16 protein-coding genes and 5 tRNA genes are annotated in these 17,552 nt (G+C 49.6%); 16 read left to right on the top strand and 5 right to left on the bottom strand.

The features are described from left to right. Positions 1 to 244: 244 nt before the first annotated feature. Positions 245 to 2,074, top strand: a complete 1,830-nt coding sequence (locus J7439_RS01390) for a tetratricopeptide repeat protein (protein ID WP_209199899.1) — start codon at positions 245 to 247, stop codon at positions 2,072 to 2,074. 86 nt (positions 2,075 to 2,160) lie between these two features. Next, the gene (gene lolB, locus J7439_RS01385) at positions 2,161 to 2,784 is read left to right on the top strand and encodes a lipoprotein insertase outer membrane protein LolB (protein ID WP_209199898.1); all 624 of its coding nucleotides are present in this window, start codon (positions 2,161 to 2,163) and stop codon (positions 2,782 to 2,784) included. A 55-nt stretch (positions 2,785 to 2,839) separates the two neighbouring features. Here lolB and J7439_RS01380 read toward each other — a convergent pair whose 3' ends face one another. Next, on the bottom strand, positions 2,840 to 3,157 hold the full coding sequence (locus J7439_RS01380) for a hypothetical protein (RefSeq protein WP_209199897.1): 318 nt from the start codon (positions 3,155 to 3,157) through the stop codon (positions 2,840 to 2,842). 194 nt (positions 3,158 to 3,351) lie between these two features. On the opposite strand from J7439_RS01380, the gene ispE reads away from it, so the two are divergent. The 3 genes from ispE to J7439_RS01365 all read left to right on the top strand — a co-directional run bounded on the left by ispE (position 3,352) and on the right by J7439_RS01365 (position 5,566). Next, positions 3,352 to 4,320 carry a 4-(cytidine 5'-diphospho)-2-C-methyl-D-erythritol kinase gene (gene ispE, locus J7439_RS01375; RefSeq protein WP_209199896.1) on the top strand — a complete coding sequence of 323 codons (969 nt, stop codon included), beginning with the start codon at positions 3,352 to 3,354 and terminating at the stop codon, positions 4,318 to 4,320. Between the two features lie 85 nt (positions 4,321 to 4,405). Further along, positions 4,406 to 4,480 (top strand) — tRNA-Gln (locus J7439_RS01370). Positions 4,481 to 4,624: 144 nt separating this feature from the next. Then, positions 4,625 to 5,566, top strand: coding sequence for a ribose-phosphate pyrophosphokinase (locus J7439_RS01365; RefSeq protein WP_101744808.1), 942 nt, complete (start codon positions 4,625 to 4,627; stop codon positions 5,564 to 5,566). 113 nt (positions 5,567 to 5,679) lie between these two features. Here the strand turns inward: J7439_RS01365 and J7439_RS01360 are convergent, their stop codons facing one another. After that, entirely contained in the window at positions 5,680 to 6,138 is a 459-nt protein-coding gene (locus tag J7439_RS01360) for a hypothetical protein (protein WP_209199895.1), read from the bottom strand. A gap of 379 nt (positions 6,139 to 6,517) precedes the next feature. On the opposite strand from J7439_RS01360, the gene J7439_RS01355 reads away from it, so the two are divergent. Both J7439_RS01355 and pth read left to right on the top strand, forming a co-directional pair. Further along, positions 6,518 to 7,129 (top strand): 50S ribosomal protein L25/general stress protein Ctc, encoded by a 612-nt coding sequence (locus J7439_RS01355; protein ID WP_209200009.1) that lies wholly within the window; start codon positions 6,518 to 6,520, stop codon positions 7,127 to 7,129. Positions 7,130 to 7,144: 15 nt separating this feature from the next. After that, positions 7,145 to 7,759, top strand: a complete 615-nt coding sequence (gene pth, locus J7439_RS01350) for an aminoacyl-tRNA hydrolase (protein WP_209199894.1) — start codon at positions 7,145 to 7,147, stop codon at positions 7,757 to 7,759. 20 nt (positions 7,760 to 7,779) lie between these two features. On the opposite strand, the gene J7439_RS01345 is transcribed toward pth, so the two are convergent. Together J7439_RS01345 and J7439_RS01340 are read right to left on the bottom strand one after the other, a co-directional pair. Continuing rightward, positions 7,780 to 8,781, bottom strand: coding sequence for a D-alanine--D-alanine ligase family protein (locus J7439_RS01345; RefSeq protein ID WP_209199893.1), 1,002 nt, complete (start codon positions 8,779 to 8,781; stop codon positions 7,780 to 7,782). A 70-nt stretch (positions 8,782 to 8,851) separates the two neighbouring features. Then, positions 8,852 to 10,129 (bottom strand): hypothetical protein, encoded by a 1,278-nt coding sequence (locus J7439_RS01340; protein WP_209199892.1) that lies wholly within the window; start codon positions 10,127 to 10,129, stop codon positions 8,852 to 8,854. 226 nt (positions 10,130 to 10,355) lie between these two features. Here J7439_RS01340 and trpR point away from each other — a divergent pair, with 226 nt between their 5' ends. The 7 genes from trpR to J7439_RS01305 all read left to right on the top strand — a co-directional run bounded on the left by trpR (position 10,356) and on the right by J7439_RS01305 (position 13,940). After that, positions 10,356 to 10,628, top strand: coding sequence for a trp operon repressor (gene trpR / locus J7439_RS01335; RefSeq protein ID WP_209199891.1), 273 nt, complete (start codon positions 10,356 to 10,358; stop codon positions 10,626 to 10,628). An 88-nt stretch (positions 10,629 to 10,716) separates the two neighbouring features. Next, positions 10,717 to 11,979, top strand: coding sequence for an aromatic amino acid transport family protein (locus J7439_RS01330; protein ID WP_209199890.1), 1,263 nt, complete (start codon positions 10,717 to 10,719; stop codon positions 11,977 to 11,979). A gap of 146 nt (positions 11,980 to 12,125) precedes the next feature. After that, positions 12,126 to 13,217 (top strand): redox-regulated ATPase YchF, encoded by a 1,092-nt coding sequence (ychF, locus tag J7439_RS01325; protein ID WP_209199889.1) that lies wholly within the window; start codon positions 12,126 to 12,128, stop codon positions 13,215 to 13,217. A 168-nt stretch (positions 13,218 to 13,385) separates the two neighbouring features. Next, positions 13,386 to 13,462: transfer RNA gene (locus J7439_RS01320), tRNA-Met, on the top strand. A gap of 103 nt (positions 13,463 to 13,565) precedes the next feature. Further along, positions 13,566 to 13,640, top strand: a tRNA-Gln gene (locus J7439_RS01315). 117 nt (positions 13,641 to 13,757) lie between these two features. After that, positions 13,758 to 13,834 (top strand) — tRNA-Met (locus tag J7439_RS01310). A gap of 31 nt (positions 13,835 to 13,865) precedes the next feature. Beyond that, positions 13,866 to 13,940: transfer RNA gene (locus J7439_RS01305), tRNA-Gln, on the top strand. Positions 13,941 to 14,001: 61 nt separating this feature from the next. On the opposite strand, the gene J7439_RS01300 is transcribed toward J7439_RS01305, so the two are convergent. Next, the gene (locus tag J7439_RS01300; protein WP_209199888.1) at positions 14,002 to 14,472 is read right to left on the bottom strand and encodes an Lrp/AsnC family transcriptional regulator; all 471 of its coding nucleotides are present in this window, start codon (positions 14,470 to 14,472) and stop codon (positions 14,002 to 14,004) included. Between the two features lie 470 nt (positions 14,473 to 14,942). Between J7439_RS01300 and J7439_RS01295 the strand changes: the two genes are divergently transcribed. Both J7439_RS01295 and cls read left to right on the top strand, forming a co-directional pair. Beyond that, positions 14,943 to 15,719: a TSUP family transporter gene (locus tag J7439_RS01295; protein WP_209199887.1), complete on the top strand. Its 777-nt coding sequence runs from the start codon at positions 14,943 to 14,945 to the stop codon at positions 15,717 to 15,719. 244 nt (positions 15,720 to 15,963) lie between these two features. After that, complete coding sequence (cls, locus tag J7439_RS01290; RefSeq protein ID WP_209199886.1) at positions 15,964 to 17,430, top strand: cardiolipin synthase; 1,467 nt, start codon at positions 15,964 to 15,966, stop codon at positions 17,428 to 17,430. The last annotated feature ends 122 nt before the right edge of the window (positions 17,431 to 17,552 follow it).

The raw sequence follows: 17,552 nt of genomic DNA, 5'->3' as shown, positions 1-17,552 counted from the left end.
TTCTGCTTAAGGCTTTCTTTCAGGAAAGCTCTTGATTGCTGGAGTGTTGTGCAAATCCTGCTTATGTTTTTTTCTGGCTTATGACCATGTCCGATACTTCAATCGCAGTTATCAAGTTCACACTCAGGAGCGGGGCTGCTGGATTGATGGGTATTTCGGCCGATCAATTCTGCAATGGAAAGCGTGTAACTGCAAACTCTCTTCACGTTTTTTAATGGAAATCAGGGGAAAGGGCATACCATCCATGATTAGAACGATTGCCGGGGCTGAATTATTCATCAACGGGGCTGAGGTTTTCAGAAAATACTGTAAAAAATTGATGCTTGTTTTTGCTGTTTTCCTGGCGGGTTGTACCAGTAAGAATGTTCAGCAAGTGGATCATAACGCTGTAACTTCAACGAACGGTCAATCACAGGTCGGGGTTGATGAGCCTGTTACCCCTTTTGCCGCGGAGACGCTTTATGATTTGCTGGTGGCAGAGATTGGCGGCCAGCGTCAGCGTTATGATCTGGCGCTGGGCAATTATTTGAAACAGGCACACAAAACCAGAGATATTGGCGTAGCCCGTAGAGCCTACCGGGTTGCCGTTTATGTAGGTGCAAGACAGGCTGCGCTGGATGCTTCATTACTCTGGGTCGAACTGGAACCGGAAAACCCGGATGCACTGAATGGGGCTGCTCTTGAGCTGGTGTATGCCGGTCAGTATGACCGGGCCTTTGCCCGGATGAGTCAACAGCTGTCTTTAGGGGGCAGCCCGGCCTTTGATGTGCTTGCCAGTGCCGCAGGCAACGAGCAGGGGCGGCTGGCTAAAGATAGCCAGCTTGAACTTATCCAACAGTTTGACCAGTTGTCTCAGGCTTACCCGGATTATCCTGTGCTGAAACTGGGTAGAGCCATCTTGCTTCAGCAGACTGGTGAGTTTGAATCTGCACTGACTCTGGCTAATGAGCTTCTGCGGCAGGATCGCGGGTTTGTACCTGCCATGATGGTAAAAGGGCGGGCTTTGCATAAATTGAAGCGGGATGCTGAAGCCGAAATTATGCTTGCGGGCGCGATTCAGCGTCACCCGGATAAAAACCGGCTGCGATTGTTATATGGCAGAGTTCTTGTTCATGCCGGTAAGCTCGACCTGGCAAAAAAGCAGTTTGAAATTCTGCTTGAGAGGGCTCCCGGAGAGAGTGATATTGTCTTGTCTCTGGCACTTATCACCTCAGAAAATGGTCTGGAGCAAGAAGCTGTGCAGTACTTTGAACAGCTATTGGCCCTTGGTGAGCGGAACAATACAGCCCATTACTATCTTGGACGTTTGAGTGAGAAGCGGGAAAAATATTCTGCTGCTAAAGAACATTATCTTTCTGTAGGTCCCGGAAAGGAGTTTATGGCGGCTCAGGTGGCACTGACTCAGATGTTGGTTGGGCAGAACAAACTGGAGGAGGCATTGACCCATGTGGGGGAAGCAAGAATTCGCCATCCTGCCCGGATGGAGTCGCTTTTCCTGTTGGAGGGAGAGCTTCTGGTTAATGATCGTCAGCTGGGCAAGGCGCTGATATTGTTTGAACGGGCGCTTAAAACAAACCCGGAATCGGTCAATCTTCTCTATTCAAGAGCGATGGTTTATGAAAAGCTGGATGATCTGGAGGGTTTAGAGAAGGATCTGCGTTCTATTCTGGCGTTTGATCCTGACAATGCTGCGGCATTGAATGCCCTGGGTTATACCCTGGCTGATCGAACCGACCGGGTTAAAGAAGCTGAAGCGCTGATTTTACAGGCTTATGATTTGAACAGCGAGGATCCGGCTATCCTGGACAGCATGGGGTGGGTGCAGTTTCGCCTCGGGAACCTCGATCAGGCAGAGAAGTATTTGAGAATGGCATACAGCCAGTTTCCTGATGCGGAGATCGCTGCTCACCTGGGTGAGGTACTCTGGGTGAAAGGTGAACAGGATGCTGCCAGGTCTCTGTGGGCGGAAGCGCTGCGGGAAAGCCCTGATAGCCAGATTTTAAAGGATACGATGGGGCGGCTCACAGGAGGTGATCCCAAGAGTCAGGCAGAAACAGTCAGTACTGTGCAGTGATTTTTTTAACAGTAAATGCCACCCCTTCAGTGGTCTGAAGAAGGTTTTGTGGTGTGCACGCATAAAGTAGCTTGGTGTATAAGGGAATGGGTGTTGATAAGTACTTTTCTGGTTTGAGAATTTTACTGGTTCTGTGTGTTTTCATCCTTGCCGGCTGTGCTTCCCGAACGGTTGATTCGGGCAGGCAGGTCAGTGGCGAAGAGAGAGAGCAGCGCTGGCAGAGACACCGGGAGCGTTTGGGGTTGATTCAGGCCTGGGAGATGACCGGACGTCTTAATATTAAGGTTCCGGGGCAATCAGGTACGATGTCGCTTGACTGGCAACAACAAGGTGATCGATACAAGTTGGCTCTGGATGGCCCCCTGGGTGCATCCATTGCCCGCATCTCAGGGGGGCGTCAGGGTGTGACGGTCACTGCATCGGATGAAACCCGTTATGGTCCATCACCGGAGATGCTGCTGTACTCGCTGACCGGGTGGCAGTTTCCAGTCAGTAATTTAAGGTATTGGGTCAGAGGGTTGCCAGCTCCTGGTAATGATGCCAGGATCCGGCTGAATAACCTTGGCTACCCGGACAAAATTGAACAACAGGGCTGGGTGGTTGCTTACCAGCAATACGGATTGAGTGGCAGTCAGCGGTTACCTGTTCGTTTTGTTGTGAGCCGTGGGGATATTCGATTGAGTCTGATGGTGAGTAGCTGGCAGCTTTAAAACTGCCAGTCAGTTATTGCTGATATTAATGGGGCGTGGGCGGGTAACTACCGGGTCATGTTGTTATTTTCCAGGTGCCTTCCGGGTAATTTTTAGAAATGGTTATCAGTTTGTTTAATACTCTGTGAACGTTATCATGGTAGCTTCCAAAGCCATTGGCTGGTGCCAGGTGCAGAGCTTCCAATGCAGCCCGGTTAGCAACCATGTAGTTGTAAATGTCCTGCAATATATACACTGCCCGGCCTCCAGTCATGCCATAGATAACATTGATGCCTTCACCCGGATTTGCAGCATGAAACATGTGTAATGCTTCATAGCTACAATGCACTAATGTTTTATCACCGTACTCTGTCATTTGAATTTCAAACCCCATAAACATAATCCTCGTTTGAGTGGTTTATCAGGTGGGTGGTCCAGAATGACTTTTTGGGTCACGAATTCTCAGTGGTCTGACAATGTTTTCCGGTGCCAGGTTCAAAATCCGACGATTTTTTCAGGTGTTTCTGTCGTAATGCTTTATTGGGTGTTTTGAGCCATTATGTTGGGTGTTTTTTTGGAGTCTTCCTGATGCTGACAGAATTGGTATTACCAGCCCCGGCAAAATTGAACCTGTTTCTGCATGTCACTGGTCGCAGATCTGATGGCTATCATAATCTGCAAACGCTTTTTCAGTTTCTTGATTTTGGTGATCAGCTGACGATCACCAGCAGTGATTCGGGTATTGAGCTGGTTACTGATCTTGAAGGAGTGGAGCATGAGGACAATCTGATTGTTAAGGCCGCCCGTCTTCTGCAACAGGAGACCGGTTGTCGTCCTGGTGCAAAGATTCATCTTGATAAACAGCTGCCCATGGGGGGAGGGCTTGGTGGTGGTAGTTCCAATGCCGCGACCACTCTGTTAGGACTTAATGCCTTGTGGGGGCTGGGCCTTTCGATTGATCAGCTCGCGGCACTTGGTTTAAAACTGGGGGCCGATGTTCCGGTGTTTGTGCGCGGGCACAGCGCTTTTGCCGAAGGGGTGGGCGAAGTTCTCACTCCAATCGAGCTTCAGGAAGCATGGTTTCTGGTTCTGGTTCCCAATGCACAGGTGAATACCGCTGCGATGTATGGCCACAGTGAATTGACAAGAGATTCATTGCCGATTACAGTGCGCGACGTCCTTGAACGAGAGGGTGCGGCCCTTGATCAGGCTCCGTGTAACTATCAGGAGCAGCATCATAGGCAACAGCGGCGAAACGATTTCGAACCTCTGGTTCGCTCACTGTATCCCGAGGTTGATAAAACGCTCTCTCTGTTGGATAATCTCGCAGATTCAAGCATCGGGCGGGCCATGATGAGTGGTTCCGGGGCATCAGTATTTGCCCGGTTTGCCAGTCGTGAACAGGCGTTAACGGCACAGGCTGAACTGACTCACAGCGTCGCTCGTCCTGAGATTGCAGAGGATACATCAAAGCTACACAGCTTCGTGGCGCGCGGCATTAATCGTTCGCCCCTGCATACAGCTTTGCAGCAGGCAGGTTTCACGCTTACTGCGTAATCTGTTTGTTTATCGCTCAAGACTGTTTTGGTGTTAACTACGATAAATCGGCCTGGATTGTGCGCGGATTGATAAAGAGATTTACTGGGGTGTCGCCAAGCGGTAAGGCATCAGGTTTTGATCCTGACATGCGGGGGTTCGAATCCCTCCACCCCAGCCAGTATTCTGTCCGTGTTCTGCGTCACACCGACTTTCGTTTCCTGTCATCTATTGATGCTGATTTTTCAGGCAGTGCCCTGCCTGAACCCTCTCTCGTTACTCGATTTTTCCACCTACGCCCAGTACCCAAGCAAGGTAATTTCCCGTGTCGAAAATGATGGTGTTTGCCGGCAGCTCAAATCCGGATTTGGTTCACAAAGTTGTCAATCACCTGCATATCCCACTTGGTAAGGCTTACGTTGGCCGTTTCAGTGATGGCGAGTGCGCCGTAGAAATCCAGGAAAATGTCCGTGGCCGGGATGTATTCATCATCCAGTCAACCTGTGCGCCGACCAATGATAACCTGATGGAGCTGCTGGTAATGGCGGATGCCATGCGTCGCTCTTCGGCGGTTCGTGTAACGGCAGTTCTGCCTTATTTTGGTTATGCCCGCCAGGATCGTCGCCCCCGTTCCAGCCGTGTACCGATCAGTGCCAAAGTGGTGGCGGATATGATTGCCGGTGTGGGTGTGGATCGTGTGTTAACGGTTGACCTGCATGCGGACCAGATTCAGGGCTTCTTCGATATCCCTGTGGATAACGTCTACGGTTCACCCATTCTTCTGGACGATATTGAGCGTCGTAATTACAGTGATGTGATGGTGGTTTCACCAGACCATGGTGGTGTCGTTCGTGCCCGTGCCGTGGCCAAGCGATTGAACTCTGACCTGGCTATTATCGATAAGCGCCGCCCGGAGGCCAACAAGAGTGAAGTCATGAACATCATCGGTGATGTGTCCGGGCGCACCTGTATTCTTGTTGACGATATGGTGGATACTGCCGGTACCCTGTGTCAGGCTGCTGCGGCCCTGAAAGAGAAGGGGGCAAAAGCCGTTTATGCCTACTGTACTCACCCGATCCTCTCTGGCCGTGCCCTGGAAAATGTCGCCAACTCCCAGCTGGATGAGCTGGTGGTGACCAACACCATTCCTCTGAGCCCGGCAGCCCAGGCTCTGGATAAGATCCGTCAGCTGGATATGTCTACTCTGCTGGCTGAGTCTGTTCGTCGTATCAGTAATGCTGAATCGATCAGTGCGATGTTTCAGTGATACTCGTTGGGATGGCAAATGGTGGTTGGAAATTGTATTTCCAACCGCTGAACAACAGTGTATCAACTGAAATTTCTGGAGGTATTGTTGGTAGGCAGGGTTTGGATGTTATGTTACTGAATTGAGCATGCCCAGCTGGCATCAATTTGTAAGGATGCTTTTTTTTGACTCAGAAAAATTCCAGCCTGCTCCATTGTCTCATGTACCTTGTAAGCATGCGTATCTAACTCTTCTCTATTGACATTGCTTATATTTAAGAGCATATCGAAGAAAGTTTTATAATCTTGAGATTTAATTGATTCACAGGTACGTTGAAGAATTGAAATGCTCCTCAGGAGTGATTTTGGTGATTCATCTTGCTTTGCCTTATGTCTGTTTTCTTTGATTTTTTCGATGTTTTCCGAAACGAGAGTCTTGAATATCTCAAATTCTTTGGGTCCTTTAAAGTGAGAAACCAAGTGTGAACCAAAGGATTTTAATAAAAATGTTTCAGCCTGGTCTGTTTCTGACATATATGTGGTAACAAAATTCGGACTACTTCCGCAAGGGCAAGTACTGATACTGTTGGGCATGGTTTTTTTTGCTCCTTCTTAAATTCAGATGGACCTTGGGATATTGATGACAGTCATGGACAGCATTCTTCGGGGCTCTCCTGAAATTTTGGATAACTGGGCTACCAATTAGATTTAGAGAGAGTGTGGGGCTGTTAAGTTCCATAAACTCTTTAAAAAAACAGTTTTTTGATCTGAACAGTCCCTGCCCACAGCTGTCTGATTGCGCTGCAGTGCATCATGTTTTTCAGTAAATACCCAGTCTGGTGCGGGAAACATATTTTGCTTTTTTACGCCATGCCGGTATGATATCGCACCTTTGAATCCCTTTGTGGGGTTCTGTTTGAACAGCCTGACGCTGCCTGGTCGCAAGGTGGCGGCAGGTCTATTGGAGATCATCATGTCTGAAGCAATCGTTTTAAACGCAACAGCGCGTAAGGATATCGGGAAAGGTGCGAGCCGCCGCCTCCGTCGTGCTGACCTGGTGCCTGGTATCATCTACGGTGGTGAAGCTGAGCCTGTACAGATCACTCTGGAAGGTAAAGCCATCCGTAAGGTTCTGGAAGTTGAAGCTTTCTATTCTCAGGTTCTGACCCTGACGGTCGATGGCACCAGGCAACAGGCTATCCTGAAGGACCTGCAACGTCATCCGGCTAAAGAGTTCGCCATGCACATGGACTTCCTGCGTGTTGATGCGGACCATGAGATCACTACCAACGCTCCTCTGCACTTCATCAATGAAGAAGAGTGTGTCGGTGTGAAGGCTGGTGGTGCGATCGTACACAATCGTGTGGATCTGGAAATCAAGTGTCTGCCAGGTGACCTGCCAGAGTTCATCGAAGTTGACATGGCCAAGGTTGAAGTGGGCGGCCACGTTCACCTGAGCGATCTGACCATTCCAGCGGGCGTTGAAGTTATCGCTCACGGTCAGGATCTGGATATTGCCAGTGTTCAGGCTACTCGCGGTGGTTCTGACGAAGAAGCGTCTGCTGAAGAAGCTGGCGAAGAGTAAGCACAAGGAGGCGTTATGGCAAAATCTTCGGATCTTTTACCCTCAAATGAGTCGATTCGACTGGTTGTGGGTCTGGGAAATCCCGGGGCACAGTACGAAGATACCCGCCATAATGCCGGCTTCTGGTACGTTGAGCAGTTAGCAAGAAGCCACGGTGCTATTTTGCAGCCAGAAAAGAAGTTTTTTGGTATGACTGCCAGGGTGCTGATAGGCGGACAGGAAGTTCGCCTGCTCAATCCGACAACCTTTATGAATCGAAGTGGTCAGGCTGTTGCTGCCATGGCGACTTTCTTCAAAATCCCTCCTGAATCTATCCTTGTGGTTCACGACGAACTGGATCTGCCCGCTGGCGTTGGCCGCTTGAAGCAGGGTGGTGGCCATGGTGGTCATAACGGTCTCAGGGATATTATCTCTTCTCTTGGCAACAGTCGTGAGTTTTTAAGGCTTCGTCTTGGCATCGGCCATCCCGGCAGCAGTAAAGATGTGGTGAACTATGTGTTGACCAAACCATCGGTTGCAGAGCGGCAAAAGATTGATGCGGTTATTGATGAATCGATCCGGGTCACACCTGAAGCTTTGAATGGCAAACGATCCAAAGCGGTGCAGGAGTTGCATACGTTCTCTGCCTGAGACTTTTCCCCATTGCCTGTTTACTGACTTGAAACATTCAACTCGGGAATTGGCCAGTAATCCTTGCCATTAAACGGTTTCTCCTTTCTCAGCATGGCGTTGTCGATCAATCGGCAGATCAGTTCCTCAAACTCTATTCCGGCATGCCTTGCTCCATCGGGAAACAGGCTGGTGGGCGTCATTCCGGGAAGATTATTGATTTCAGCAAAGATCGGCTCTCCGCTTTCGGGAACCATAAAATCGGAGCGGCTGATATCCCGGCAGCGAAGCAGTTGGTGTGCCTGCAGAGCGATCTCCTGAACTCTTTTTCTCTGATAATCCGTAATACGGGCGGGAATAATATGTTCACTCAGGCCCGGTGTGTAGCGATGGGTATAGTCATACCAGGCATTATCAGGCGTGATGATTTCTGTGGTTGGCAGCACCTGCGGGGTATCCAGCTCAAGTACCCCGGCGGTGACTTCTCTGCCATGAATAAATGTCTCCACCAATAGTTGCTCATCTTTCTCAAAGCCGCTTCCAAGTCGTTCTTCCAGCTCTTGCTCGCCCCGGGCAAATTGAATGCCGATACCGGACCCCTGGGCAAAGGGCTTGATAATCACCTTCTCCCCGAGGGCTTCAATGCATTGACTGACGGACCGGTTTAACGGGTCTCCACGGGAAACGATACAGTCTTTTGCCATGGGGATGCCCGCAGCCTGTAGAATGCGCTTGGTAGCGACTTTGTCCAGAGCGCAGGCACTACCCAGGACCGTTGAGCCAACGTAAGGGACGCCCATAATCTCAAGAAGCCCTTGCAGGCAGCCATCCTCTCCCATGGGCCCGTGGGCGACGGGAAAAACCACATCGACCTGGTGGAGGGCCAGGTTGGCAGGCAGCATCTTGTCCAGCTCAAGAGTGACTACTTTCTGATAGTTTTTCTCCAGAGGCGGGCTGATGCGACCCGCAGAGAGTCTTGAAACACTGGCTTCAGGGGAAGGGCCGCCACAAATTATTCCCACGGTAATACATCTGTCTGGCATTTAGCGATCCACAAGATTAAGGGTACAGTTCATCAAATGTAGTTGTTTTTGTTGTTCTGCATGTTGTTAATTAATATTCCGAGGTTGCCCAGCGATAAAATCCAGAGGCCAGAATGATGCCCAGCCCGGCTTTCATAATGGTATAGATGTGAGGGGATGATGAGAGGTAGCTGGCAATAATATAAAAAAGCATGGCCGTACTTGCGATTTCTACGGTAGCCAGAATGCCTCCTGCGGCACCCGTCAGGCCGGGAATGCTTTGCATGCCTACAGTATGGCCAATGGTGCCTGTTACTGGGCTGGTGCCTTTCCAGAGTTTGCTGATATAGGGGTGCCTTTGGGCATAATCGGGGAGATCGTATAGGTATGGAAATTCCTCGATTATTTCCCAGTTATTAATCAGTGCAGTCAGATAATGCCGGTCATCGTTGGAAGTTATCAGTGCGACTGGTTGAGCATCAAAACGGGTGTTGCCCTTGCTCTCTTCGGCAAGCTGTAATTGCCTGGTGGCTTCTATAAGCTGAGTGATTTCTTGCGATTCTGGTCTGGCAGTTGTTTCACTATTTAGAAAGTGCATATGGTTTCGAAGGAGTAAAGAGCTGGAGGTTGCAGGAAGCTCGCTCCCGGTGTTGTCACTTCTATCGTATAGCTGAGCCGTTGCTATTTCTGTTGGTATTGCACCAACGCCACGTTTGCTTAGCGAAAGAACGGCCACCGCTGGTACCACGTTGATAGTGCCATTTTCGACCCTGTGGCATAGAAGGGCGTCGACCGTCGAAGTTCCGTCAAAATGTAATTCATTTAACACTCTGGTGATTTTTGGTGTGGCCGCTCTGGCCGGTTGCCAGGTTTCATCGGTTTCGGTTTCGGTTTCTGTGCGGCTCGGTGTAATAAGAGAAAGGTGGGAGATTTTTTTGATTCGCTGGTCGTGGCAATAATAGTTATTTGAAAGTTGAGGAGCGCTTTCAGGTAAAACAATGGGAAGGGAGCATGGGTCGATAAAGTAATCCGCCGGGGCAAGCACTCGATCATTGCCAATGAGAATACCTTTTGCGATTCTTTTTTCCCTGGCAAGGGGGTTGCCCTTGCAGTGGTCAAAGTGAGCGGTAATGACTGGTGCCGCGTTGGAATGCTTTTCAAGGGTATAGCCGGTGGCAGTGAGATATGAATCGGCAGGGTCACCGGTTGCCATTGGTTGAGTGCTTTCTGCTGCGATGGCTGTGAGTGGCAAGGCTGCCAGTGCAAGTATCAGTTTAAACATAACGGTTTTGATCAATTGGTTCACAGGATTGTCGCCTTGGTTATTCAGGTAATACACCTTGTTACAGTTGAAACCGCTTGCCTCCATGGGGTGGTCACAAGCGCTTTTGGGTAGTTCGTTTTAATGTTGAGCGCTTGGACATTTTTTTGTGCGAATAATTCTATTTTTTGTGAACGACCATAAGCTTGATTGGCCGGTGCCTGAATTTCTGATTATTTTGATTGTGATTTTTAGTGTTTTCCGCAATATCGGTAATGAGTGTACTTTTGTACTGTTACATCAGTACAGGCGGCTGAGATAAATTGAACAAGGCATGAAGACTGAGTCCTGGTTTCAGGTAATCAAACTGCTGAAGAGTCAGCAGGATGTGGAAGCGCTCCATGAGATTATGGAGGTGTTACTGACTCGTGAAGAACGGGAAGCGATTGGCTCAAGACTGGCCATTATGCGGGCTCTGATTTCGGGAAAAGAGTCTCAACGGGAGATAGCTGCGCGGATCGGGGTGAGTATCACCAAAGTAACCCGTGGTTCAAATTATCTGAAAACGCTGTCTGCTACTGAGATAGCCATGATTGAACAGATTTAAATAGTTAGTGTCTTATTAAAAAACAGCCCTGAGCCGGAAACAGCCCTGAGCTGGATAAGCAAATAGACCCAAAGCAGTAGGAATATGAATGTCTGAAGCAGTTATAACGGAAAGTTCTGCGGACTCCGCCGGGAAGCAGGGTTCGGTTCTTGGGGGAACGGTGATCGTTGCCGGAACCGCGATTGGTGCCGGGATGTTTTCACTGCCAGTAGCCACCAGTGGTCTCTGGTTTGGTTACTCAATGCTGCTGATGGTCTTTACCTGGTATTGCATGTACAGCGCATCACTCTACCTGCTGGAAGCCAATCTGCGCTTTCCTTTGGGGGCAAGTTTTGATTCTATTGCCGAGGGCTCCATTGGTTCTTTTGGTCGTATTGTTAACGGTGCATCTGTTGCCTTTCTCTGTTACATCCTGACTTATGCTTACATCTCGGGCGGCAGTTCCATTATTACTTTTTCCCTGGAAGCAGTGGATGGTGTTTCTCTTTCTCCACCGATGGCCAGCTTTGTTTTTGCCCTGGTGCTTTCCGCTATCGTAATGACCGGAACCCGTGCCGTTGACCGGGTCAGTACGGTGCTGATTGGCGGAATGGTGATTACCTTTCTGTGGAGTATCAGTGGCTTACTGGGCAATGCGTCCTCTGACTATCTGATGCCGGGCCTGTCGTTTGCCGAGGTGTCTCCGTTCTCTTTCGGAGCGTTGGGCTTTCTGACCGTCAGTTTCGGTATGCAGACTGCTGTGCCCAGTATCACCCGCTATCTCAATAAGGATGGCAAGCAGATAAGGTTTGCCCTTTTGACCGGCTCGCTGCTGGCTCTGGCGTTTTATGCCCTGTGGCAGTTCAGTTTCTTTGGCAATCTGCCCCGTGAGGCGTTCCCTGCCATTATTGCTGCCGGAGGTAATATTGGCGATATGCTGGGCGCACTTTCCGGGTCTGGTCTGAATGCAAATGTATCGAATGTGTTGCAGTGGTTTGCCAATATGGCGGTGGCCAGCTCATTCCTGGGTGTTGCCCTGTGTCTGTTTGATTACATCGCAGACCTGTTCGGCTTTGACAGCAGCTTTGTGGGCCGGTTAAAAACAGCCGCCATCACGTTTATTCCGCCAACCCTGTTGGGGGTATTCCTGCCCAATGGTTTTATTACTGCCATTGGCTTTGCCGGGCTGGTGCTGGTTGTGTTCTGTATTCTCTCTCCGGTCGTGATGGCCTGGGTTGGTCGTCAGCGGGGTGAGGGTGGCTATCAGGTGTCGGGCGGGACCGTAAGAATGGCACTGATCTTCCTCTTTGGCATTGCGGCCATGGTGCTGGCGGGGCTTGATTTGATGGGGGCTCTGCCAAAGTTTGGCTGATGCCTCTTTGATGTGATTGGATTGAATGCCCGGAGAGTATCGCTCCGGGCGTTTTTTTATCTACCAATATAAAATTTCTGAAATTTTTTCCCCCAGTCTTTATAATTCGCCCCCATTAACTATCTTCAGGAGCGAGCAGAAGCGCTATGGGTTTCAAATGTGGCATCGTTGGATTGCCAAACGTTGGTAAATCAACGCTATTTAATGCCTTAACCAAGGCGGGTATTGATGCAGAAAACTTCCCGTTCTGCACCATTGAGCCCAATGCCGGTGTTGTTGCCATGCCAGACCCCCGTCTGGATAAGCTGGCGGCAATCGTTAAACCTCAGCGAGTGTTGCCGACCACCATGGAGTTCGTGGACATCGCGGGTCTTGTTGAAGGCGCTTCCAAAGGGGAAGGCCTGGGTAACAAGTTTCTGGCGAATATCCGTGAGACGGATGCAATTGCCCATGTGGTTCGCTGCTTTGCCAATGACAATGTTATTCATGTGGCCAACAAGATTGATCCCCGTGCGGATATTGAAATCATCAATATGGAACTGGTGCTGGCGGATCTGGAAAGCTGCGAAAAACAGCTGCAGCGTGTTGCCCGTTCTGCCAAAGGTGGTGATAAGGATTCCGTAGCCCAGAAGGGGTTGCTGGAAAAAATCATTCCGCATCTGGAAGCTGGTAATCCGGTTCGCTCTCTGGATATGAGTGATGATGAGCGGAAGCTTGTTCGTTTATTCCACCTGCTGACTATCAAACCCACCATGTATATTGCCAATGTGGATGAGGATGGTTTTGAGGATAACGAATACCTGGACACCGTTCGGGAAATCGCTGCCCAGGAAGGGGCCGTGGTGGTGCCAATCTGCAACAAGCTGGAATCGGAAATCGCCGAACTGGATGATGACGAGCGAGCAGAGTTTCTTGCGGATCTTGGCATGGAAGAGCCCGGCCTGGATCGTGTCATCCGTGCCGGTTATGAACTGCTTGGCCTGCAAACCTACTTTACCGCAGGGGTGAAAGAGGTCAGGGCCTGGACGGTGAAGGTGGGTGCCACTGCGCCGCAGGCTGCCGGTGTTATTCATACTGACTTTGAGCGTGGTTTTATTCGTGCGGAAGTCACCGGCTATGATGATTTCATTAAATACAATGGTGAGCAGGGTACCAAAGAAGCTGGCCGTCTGCGTGTAGAAGGTAAAGCGTATATTGTTCAGGATGGTGATGTTATGCACTTCCTGTTTAATGTTTGAACCTGGCTGAATAAAAACGACGGAAGAAGGCACGCGAAAGCGTGCCTTTTTTGGTTGTGTCAGTGCATCGGGTATTTGCCTGTCGTCGTGTTATGAATCTGCTTTGCTTATAGGCTTTTTGCTTGACAGGCTCAGGTGAAATCACTAAAGTGCGCACCATCTTTCGGCGGCTAGGTAGCTCAGTTGGTTAGAGCACAGCACTCATAATGCTGGGGTCGGCAGTTCGAATCTGCCCCTAGCTACCATCTGATCTTTTCTGCAAGATTTATGATGGTTGCTAAAACGAGTTTTCGTATAGTAGCATCGAGAGGCCTTTGTGAGCGAAGAGATAGCAATTCGCTTATTTGTTGGGGTGTCGCCAAGCGGTAAGGCATCAGGTTTTGATCCTGACATGCGGGGGTTCGAATCCCTCCACCCCAGCCATTTATCCTGTTGTTGTGGCAGTTGTTGTAACAGTCGTTGTGACAGTTGTAGAGATAAAGACTGGCATGCTTCTTGACATGATCATTCTGAATCACGACAATAGCGACCCGATTCAGTGGCTAGGTAGCTCAGTTGGTTAGAGCACAGCACTCATAATGCTGGGGTCGGCAGTTCGAATCTGCCCCTAGCTACCACTAATTCGGATAAGCGTCCTGCATAATCTATTGGGGTGTCGCCAAGCGGTAAGGCATCAGGTTTTGATCCTGACATGCGGGGGTTCGAATCCCTCCACCCCAGCCATACAAAACCTTTCTGAGAAATCAGGAAGGTTTTTTTGTGTGTCTGTTTTTTAATCAGGCTCCTAAAGATGGTTCAGGGGTAAAGCGGTCTTATGAACAGGCTGGCGGAGTACAAAGCTGGAATGTACACCAGTGACACCAGTAATTTTTGTGATCTTGTTTAGCAGAAAATCCTGATAGTAATTCATATCAGGTACCATCACCTTGACCATATAGTCTGCCGATTGCCCGGTAATCAACAGGCATTCAATCACTTCTTCATAACTGTTGATGGTTTCTTCAAAGTGTTCAAATCGCTCCGGGGTGTGTCTATCCATACTGATATGAATCAGAACGGTAAGGCTTAGTCCCAGCTTCTGTGGGTTGAGCAGTGTTACCCTGGCGGTTATTAATCCTGACTCCTCCAGCTGCCTGACCCTGCGCAGGCATGGGGATGGCGTCAGTCCAATCAGGTCAGCCAGATCCTGATTGCTGATATGGGCATTCTTTTGCAGCGCTTGAAGTATCCGGATATCGTAGCGATCGAGTTTCATGGTGTTTTCTTTTAATAATTGTCAGTTATTTGGAATATTATTGCGCCGTTTTTGGGTTTTATCCATCAATTCGCAATCTTTTGCCACACCGTTTTTTCTATAATTATCCCGTAATAAAGAATGTTGCCAAAAGTGACATTCAGCCATCCCGGCCACAAGCCTGAGATGAAAAAGTATTCCCAATCAGGAGTGCTGGTCAGAGGAGCTTACAGGGTTCAATGACGGAGAGCGTATTAGCAGGCCAGGTGTTATGAGCTCAAGCGAGATTACCAACCGCTGATTATCTGGGGAGATAATCAGCGGTTTTTGCTATTGGTACGAATATTTCTTTACGGGTTTTCAATAACCCGGAAATTGGAAAGTAAGTAGATTCCGTTTGCTGCGGGGTGAACTTTATCTGAATATTTTTTGCTGGACGTTCTATTATTACGCTTCCATAAATTATCAACCTTTATCTGCAAGGATTGACCTTGGACGCAACCATTACTCTGGATCTTGTGCTTTTCCTTTTTGCTGTTGCCTCGGTGGCTGGATTTGTTGATTCCATTGCGGGTGGTGGGGGGTTGATCTCGATGCCCGCGCTTCTGGCTGCCGGGCTTTCACCGGTTCAGGCGCTGGCAACCAATAAGCTTCAGGGAGCCGCTGGTACGCTGTCCGCCAGTGTTTACTTTATTTCCAAAGGTGCGGTTAACCTGCGGGAGATACGTCTGCCAATAGTGATGACCTTTATTGGCAGCATGATGGGGACGCTGCTGGTGCAGAGGATTGATGCCGGGGTGTTGGAACAGGCCATTCCCTTCCTTCTGATTGGTATCGTCCTTTACTTTCTGTTTTCTCCGCGACTGAGCTGTGACCGGTCACGGCAGTTGATCTCTCTGCCGGTGTTTGCGTTTACCGTGGCGTTGCTGATCGGTTTTTATGATGGCTTCTTTGGCCCGGGTACCGGTTCGTTTTTTACCATGGCGTTTGCAGGCTTGCTGGGGTATTCCATCACCAGTGCCACCGCTCATACCAAAGTTTTGAATTGCACCAGTAATCTGGCCTCTTTACTGTTTTTCATTATTGGTGGGCATGCGGTCTGGGCAATTGGTCTGGTCATGATAGTGGGCCAGGTTATTGGTGCCAGACTTGGCTCATATGTGGTACTTAGCCGCGGTGAGGCATTGATCCGTCCCATGATTGTCTGCGTGTCTCTGGCTATGACGGCCAAACTTCTTTGGGGTAATTATGGACATTTGCTCCAGTGAAAGGCATCTTGTTTGAAACCATTGTCCCTTTTTACCTGTCAAGGTTGCCTGCTACCGGGCAGCTTTGTGGGTAATGCCAGCTGAGTTTGCAACCCCCGTTATTCCCGGTGACTGGTTAGAAAGACAATAGTCTTGGCGGCTGGTTTACAGCCGGAGCAATGGCGAACTCCTCAACAGAGTACTTCTAGCCAGATCAGCCGGTCAGTTGGGTCATTCAGCTGGTTTAATTTCGGAACTTTAGTACATGGAAACAACCTGGTATAGCTGGCTGTTTGGCGCTGCCTATTTAAGTGCCATTATTGCTTTTGCGGTTGTAGTGATTATGACCAGAAGGCCTGTGGGGGTTTCCCTGGCCTGGCTGGTGTTGCTGTTCGCGTTGCCGGTGGCAGGGTTTGTGCTGTATCTGTTATTGGGTTCTCCCCGCCTGGGCATTGGCCGTTTAAAACGCATGCGCACACTTTATCCGGATTATGCCCAGTGGTATCAGCACCTGGCCCGGATTATCTCAGGTGGTGAGCCATCCCGCTGTCCGGTGACCAGCCATCATGGCATTTTCTCATTGGCAGAAAAAAGCATGAGTGTTCCTTTGCTGCCAGGCAACCATTTGCAGCTCTTTTCAGATTTTGAAAACATTATCGAATACCTGCTGCGTGATATAGAAAATGCCCGGCAAAGTCTCTTGATTGAGTTCTATATATGGGAGCCGGTCGGTCGGGCTGAAGAGGTGGCGGAAGCGGTTATCCGCGCTTCCAGGCGAGGGGTTGATTGTCTGGTTGTGCTGGATAATGTCGGCAGTCGGGGTTTTTTGAATGGAGTATGGGCGCGTCGTTTTCGCCTTGAAGGGATCAGTGTTACCGCATCCATGTCAGCTGGCCCTCTGCGCATGCTGGTGGAGCGTATGGATATTCGTAACCATCGGAAGATTCTGGTGGTTGATGATCAGGTGGCCTGGACCGGCAGTTTTAACCTGGTAGATCCCTCCCTGTTTAAGCAGGATGCTCAGGTCGGACAGTGGGTGGATGCCATGGTCAGGATTGATGGTGTTGCTGCCCATGTGCTCGGAGCCATTGTGCAGTGGGATAAAGCACTGGAAACCGGGCAGGGGCATCCCTCGTTCAACAGGCAGTATGAATACCCTTCGGCTGAGCATCGTGGTCGGGACGGTGCATTTGTACACGTTCTGCCGTCCGGACCTGATGTGGACCGGGAAATGCTGCAGCAGGTTCTGCTGACGGCTATTTATGAAAGTCGTCAGGAACTTTTGATCAGTACACCGTATTTTGTGCCCGATGAGTCTTTGCTGACGGCCTTGAAGTCGGCAGCGATGCGTGGTGTTGATGTCCAGTTGCTGGTGCCAGAGAAAAATGACTCGAAAATGGTTCACCATGCCAGTCGCTCCTATTATCAGGAGTTGTTGCAGGCTGGCGTGACTATTCAGCAGTTCAGAGGGGGGTTGTTGCACACCAAGTGTGTTCTGGTGGACCGTGAAACGGCGCTGTTTGGTACCGTAAACCTGGATATGCGCAGTGTCTGGCTGAATTATGAAGTGACGCTGATTGTCTATGATGATGGCTTTGGCCAGCAGATATTTCATGTGCTCCAGTCGTATATGAATCAGGCGAGTGAGGTGGATATCAACCGTTGGTCCAAAAGACCCTTTCGACGAAAACTGCTGGAAAATACGCTGCAGCTATTAAGTCCGCTGCTGTGATTGGATACTGCGTATAGCGTTAATAGTGTTTACTAACCACGATTAGTGCTTTTTGAGGGAATACTCCTTTATTATTGATTGAATCGCAATAAATCCTGCTTTTTTGCTATTTTTAGGTGAAA

The organism is Salinisphaera sp. G21_0 (genome assembly GCF_017744115.1).
Taxonomy (GTDB): domain Bacteria; phylum Pseudomonadota; class Gammaproteobacteria; order Pseudomonadales; family Endozoicomonadaceae; genus Endozoicomonas.
This window is presented reverse-complemented; position numbering and strand designations above follow the sequence as displayed.